Here is a 5183-nt window from a genome sequence, read left to right as displayed (position 1 = left end):
GAGCGAGATGACCTCGGCCTCGACCTTCGTGCTCGGCGACATCCTGCTCGAAGCAGGCCTCCCCGCCGGCGTCGTCAACATCCTCGCCGGCTTGGGCGGCGATGTCGGCGCGCCGATGGTCAGCCATCCGCTGGTCGAGATGGTGTCCTTCACCGGCTCGACCCGGGTCGGCAAGATGACCATGGCTGCCGCCTCGAATTCCCTGAAAAAGGTGTCGATGGAACTCGGCGGCAAGAATGGCCAGATCGTCTTCCCCGACGCCGATCTCGAAGCCGCCGCCGACGCCGCGGTGTTCGGCGGCTTCTTCAATGCCGGCGAATGCTGCAATGCCGGCAGCCGGCTGATCGTGCATGAAGCGATCGCCGACGACTTCCTCGCCGCCGTCAAGGCGCTGACCGCAAGGGTGACGGTCGGCGATCCGCTCGACGATCGCACCAAGGTCGGCGCGATGATCTCCACCGACCATCTCGCGAAGGTAGCCGGCTATGTGACGGCTGCGGCCGGCGACGGCGGCGCCGTCTATGCAGGCGGCCGCCAGCTTGCGTCAAACGCCGGCCAGTATCTCGATCCGACCATCATCCGCGGCGTCACCGAGGATATGGCCGTCGCGCGCGAAGAAGTGTTCGGGCCGGTGCTTTCCGTGCTGACTTTTGAATCGATTGAAAGGGCATTGCACATCGCCAACAACACGCCCTATGGTCTGTCTGCGGGTGTGTGGAGCGCCAGCATCGACACCTGCATGTCGGTGGCGCGGAGTGTGCGTTCGGGGACGGTTTGGGTGAACACGTTCATGGAAGGTTACCCTGAGCTGCCGTTCGGAGGCTACAAACAGTCCGGTCTCGGACGTGAACTCGGCAAGCGCGCTGTCGAGGACTATACAGAGGAAAAGACAATCCAGTTTCATCGCGGCCAGCGCACCGGTTGGTGGGTCGGCTGAGTTGGGAGACCCCGGCGGACATCCGTCGGTTATGTGCATGCAACAAGGGAGGAACTACATGTTGCGCAAACTGCTTATCGGAACGGCTCTTGCGTCGACCTTTGCGTTTTCGGCGCATGCCGCCGACGTCAAGGAAGTGCAGATGCTGCATTGGTGGACGTCGGGTGGCGAAGCGGCTGCTCTGAACGTCCTCAAGGAGGATCTGTCCAAGGAAGGCTATGCCTGGAAGGACGTGCCGGTGGCTGGCGGCGGCGGCGACGCCGCGATGACGGCGCTGAAGGCGATGGTCGCGGCCGGCAACTACCCGACCGCCTCGCAGATGCTCGGCTACACCGTGCTCGACTATGCCGCCGCCGGCGTCATGGGCGACCTGACCGAGACGGCGAAGAAGGAAGGCTGGGACAAGTCGGTTCCGGCGGCCCTGCAGAAGTTCTCGGTCTATGACGGCAAGTGGGTCGCGGCTCCGGTCAACGTCCACTCGGTCAACTGGCTGTGGATCAACAAGGCGGTGATGGACAAGATCGGCGGCGCCGAGCCGAAGACCTTCGACGACTTCGTCGCCTTGCTCGACAAGGCCAAGGCCGCGGGCGTCATCCCGCTCGCGCTCGGCGGTCAGAACTGGCAGGAAGCTACGATGTTCGACTCCGTCGTGCTGTCGACCGGCGGCCCGGAATTCTACAAGAAGGCCTTCAACGACCTCGACGAGGAATCGCTGAAGTCCGACACGATGAAGAAGTCGTTCGACAACCTCGCCAAGCTGGTCACCTATGTCGACCCGAACTTCTCGGGCCGCGACTGGAACCTCGCCACTGCCATGGTCATCAAGGGCGACGCGCTGGTTCAGGTCATGGGCGACTGGGCCAAGGGCGAGTTCCACGCCGCCAAGAAGACCCCGGGCACCGACTTCCTGTGCTATCGCTTCCCGGGCACCGACGGCTCGGTGATCTACAACTCCGACATGTTCGGCATGTTCAACGTTCCGGACGACCGCAAGGCCGCCCAGGCAGCGCTTGCCACCGCCACGCTGTCGAAGAGCTTCCAGTCGGCCTTCAACGTCGTCAAGGGTTCGGTTCCGGCCCGCACCGACGTGCCTGACACCGACTTCGACGCTTGCGGCAAGAAGGGCATCGCCGACCTGAAGGCGGCCAATGAGGGCGGCACACTGTTCGGCTCGCTGGCCCAGGGCTATGGCGCCCCGCCGGCCGTCGCCAACGCCTACAAGGACGTCGTCTCGAAGTTCGTCCATGGCCAGATCAAGACCTCGGACGAGGCCGTGACCGAGCTGGTCAAGGCGATCGACGACGCCAAGTAAGCGGCGCTCAAAACAAATCTCCCCCGCCCCAGGGCGGGGGAGAATTTCACCGAGGCAAGGTCCGGGATTGCCCGGGCTGGCGCTTTGCGCCGGCCGGTCCCCGACGAACCGGTACTGGATGAGCCGATGAGCACAGTAGCCGAAACCACTGCGAAGCTGACACCGGAGCACGACGCCCGCCCAGGTGCGTCCGTTCGCTCGCGGCTGCAGGATCTGCTGCCGAAGATCGTGCTGGCGCCGAGCTTCGCGGCGACGATCGTCTTCGTCTATGGCTTCATCCTGTGGACGATCTATTTGTCGTTCACCAACTCCAAGACCTTCCCGTCCTATGCCATCACCGGTGCCCGCGCCTATCAGCGGCTGTGGCGCTGGACCTTCGAGAGCGATCCGCCCTCGAGCTGGTACACTTCGATCACCAACATGGGCATTTTCGGCTTCCTCTACATCTTCATCTGCCTGGCGCTCGGCCTGTTCCTGGCCATCCTGCTCGACCAGAAGATCCGCGGCGAAGGCATGCTCAGGCCGATCTACCTCTACCCGATGGCGCTCTCCTTCATCGTCACCGGCGTCGCCTGGAAATGGTTCCTCGATCCCGGCCTCGGCCTCGAGCAGACGCTGCACCAGTGGGGCTGGACGAGCTTCCATTTCGACTGGATCAAGAACAAGGATTTCGTCATCTACACGGTAGTGATCGCCGGTGTCTGGCAGGCCTCCGGCTTCATCATGGCGATGTTCCTGGCCGGCTTGCGCGGCATCGACGGCGAGATCATGAAGGCGGCGCAGATCGACGGCGCCACCACCTTCCAGCTCTACCGCCGCATCGTCATTCCGCTCTTGCGGCCGGTCTTCCTCTCGGCGTTCATCGTCCTCGCCCACCTCGCCATCAAGTCCTATGACCTGGTGGTGGCGCTGACCAGCGGCGGACCGGGCGGCTCGGCCTGGTTGCCGTCCAACTTCATGTACGAGTTCACCTTCAAGCGCAACGAGATGGCCGTCGGCTCGGCGAGCGCCGTGATCATGCTGATGACGCTGACCGCGATCATCGTGCCGTACCTCTATTCCGAGCTCAGGGAGAAGCCGCGATGAGCACTGTTGCCTCACCCGCCCGCCCGACCTCGAGCGGCATCAGCGCTAGGACGATCAACCGCATCGTCATCTACGGGCTGCTCGCGCTGTTCGCGATCTTCTACCTGATGCCGCTCTTCGTCATGCTGGTCACCTCGTTCAAGACAATGGACGAGATCCAGAACGGCAACATGCTGGCGCTGCCGCAGGCGCCGACCTTCGACCCCTGGTGGAAGGCCTGGGGCGAGGCCTGCGTCGGTCTCACCTGCGCCGGCATCAAGGGCTACTTCTGGAACTCCATCAAGATGGTGGTGCCGGCGGTGCTGATCTCGACGCTGCTCGGCGCGCTCAACGGCTATGTGCTGACCAAATGGCGCTTCCGCGGCCACACGCTGGTCTTCGCGATGATGCTGTTCGCCTGCTTCATCCCGTTCCAGTCGGTGCTGCTGCCGATGGCGACGATCCTCGGCAGCATCGGCCGCTTCGGCGTCACCCTGCAGAACGCGACCGGGTTCAACTTCGGTCTCGGCAATTCGACGGTCAACCTCGTCTTCGTCCATGTCGTCTACGGCCTCGGCTTCACCACGCTGTTCTTCCGCAATTACTACGAGGCCTTCCCGACCGAACTGATCAAGGCGGCGCAGGTCGACGGCGCATCCTTCTTCCAGATCTTCCGCCGCATCATGCTGCCGAATTCGATGCCGATCTTCGTCGTCACCGTGATCTACCAGTTCACCAACATCTGGAACGACTTCCTGTTCGCTTCCGCCTATGCCGGCACCGGCGACGTGATGCCGATGACGGTGGCGCTGAACAACGTCGTCAACACCTCGACCGGCGTCGTCGAATACAACGTCAACATGGCGGCGGCGATGATCGCCGCCCTCCCCACCCTTCTCGTCTACGTCGTCGCCGGCCGCTATTTCGTGCGCGGGCTGATGGCGGGCGCGGTCAAGGGCTGACCCTCTTTTTGCTTAAGGAACGACCATGGCTTTTCTGGAAATTGATGGGCTGAAGAAGCGCTTCGGGAATGTCGAGATCCTGAAGGGCATCAATGTCGAGTTGGAGAAGGGCGGCTTCCTCGTGCTGGTCGGTCCGTCCGGCTGCGGCAAGTCCACGCTGCTCAACACCATCGCCGGGCTGGAAAACATCACCGAGGGCGAGATCCGCGTCGATGGGCGCGCGATCAACGATCTCCACCCGTCCAAGCGCGACATCGCCATGGTGTTCCAGAGCTACGCGCTCTATCCGAACATGACGGTCGCCGGGAACATCTCATTCGGAATGGAGATGCGCGGCGTGCCGGCCGAAGAGCGCCAGAAGGCGATCGACAAGGTGGCCAAGGTGCTGCAGATCGGCCACCTGCTGCAGCGCAAGCCGAGCCAGCTTTCCGGCGGCCAGCGCCAGCGTGTCGCCATGGGCCGGGCGCTGGTGCGCGACCCGAAACTGTTCCTGTTCGACGAGCCGCTCTCCAACCTCGACGCCAAGCTGCGCGTCGACATGCGCATCGAGATCAAGCGCCTGCACGCCAACACCGGCACGACGATCGTCTACGTCACCCATGACCAGATCGAGGCGATGACGCTGGCCACCAAAATCGCCGTGATGCGCGATGGCGAGGTGCAGCAGTTCGGCACGCCGGCCGAGATCTACAACAACCCGACCAACATCTTCGTCGCCGATTTCATGGGCTCGCCGGCCATGAACCTGGTGCCGGCGACGATCGGTGGCAATGGCAGTGGGCTGTCTGTGGTGCTGCAGCGCGACGGGCGCGAGCCGATCTCGCTGCCGCTCGCCGGGGCTACGCCGGGCTTGTCGGCCTTCCAGGGCAAGCCGGTCATCTTCGGCGTCCGTCCGGAGGCGCTGACC

General features: G+C 63.6%; 5 protein-coding genes. All 5 read left to right on the top strand.

Translation table 11 applies throughout. The features are described from left to right. A partial coding sequence (locus EN738_RS30590; protein ID WP_127286871.1) for an aldehyde dehydrogenase family protein occupies positions 1-937 on the top strand: 937 nt, incomplete at its 5' end. Between the two features lie 58 nt (positions 938-995). Next, positions 996-2249 carry an ABC transporter substrate-binding protein gene (locus EN738_RS30585; RefSeq protein WP_126058402.1) on the top strand — a complete coding sequence of 418 codons (1254 nt, stop codon included), beginning with the start codon at positions 996-998 and terminating at the stop codon, positions 2247-2249. 126 nt (positions 2250-2375) lie between these two features. Then, a complete protein-coding gene (locus tag EN738_RS30580) occupies positions 2376-3335 on the top strand; it encodes a sugar ABC transporter permease (RefSeq protein ID WP_126058401.1) in 960 nt (319 codons plus the stop codon). Then, complete coding sequence (locus tag EN738_RS30575; protein WP_127286870.1) at positions 3332-4276, top strand: carbohydrate ABC transporter permease; 945 nt, start codon at positions 3332-3334, stop codon at positions 4274-4276. Before EN738_RS30580 ends, EN738_RS30575 begins: the two co-directional genes overlap by 4 nt. Positions 4277-4301: 25 nt before the next feature. Further along, positions 4302-5183, top strand: an 882-nt coding sequence (locus EN738_RS30570; RefSeq protein WP_145966978.1) for an ABC transporter ATP-binding protein, incomplete at its 3' end; no start/stop codon positions are given.

The sequence above is a fragment of the Mesorhizobium sp. M4B.F.Ca.ET.017.02.2.1 genome (assembly GCF_003998955.1).
Lineage (GTDB): Bacteria > Pseudomonadota > Alphaproteobacteria > Rhizobiales > Rhizobiaceae > Mesorhizobium > Mesorhizobium abyssinicae.
The sequence above is the reverse complement of the archived record's forward strand: the minus strand, read 5'-3'. Positions and strand labels throughout refer to the sequence as shown.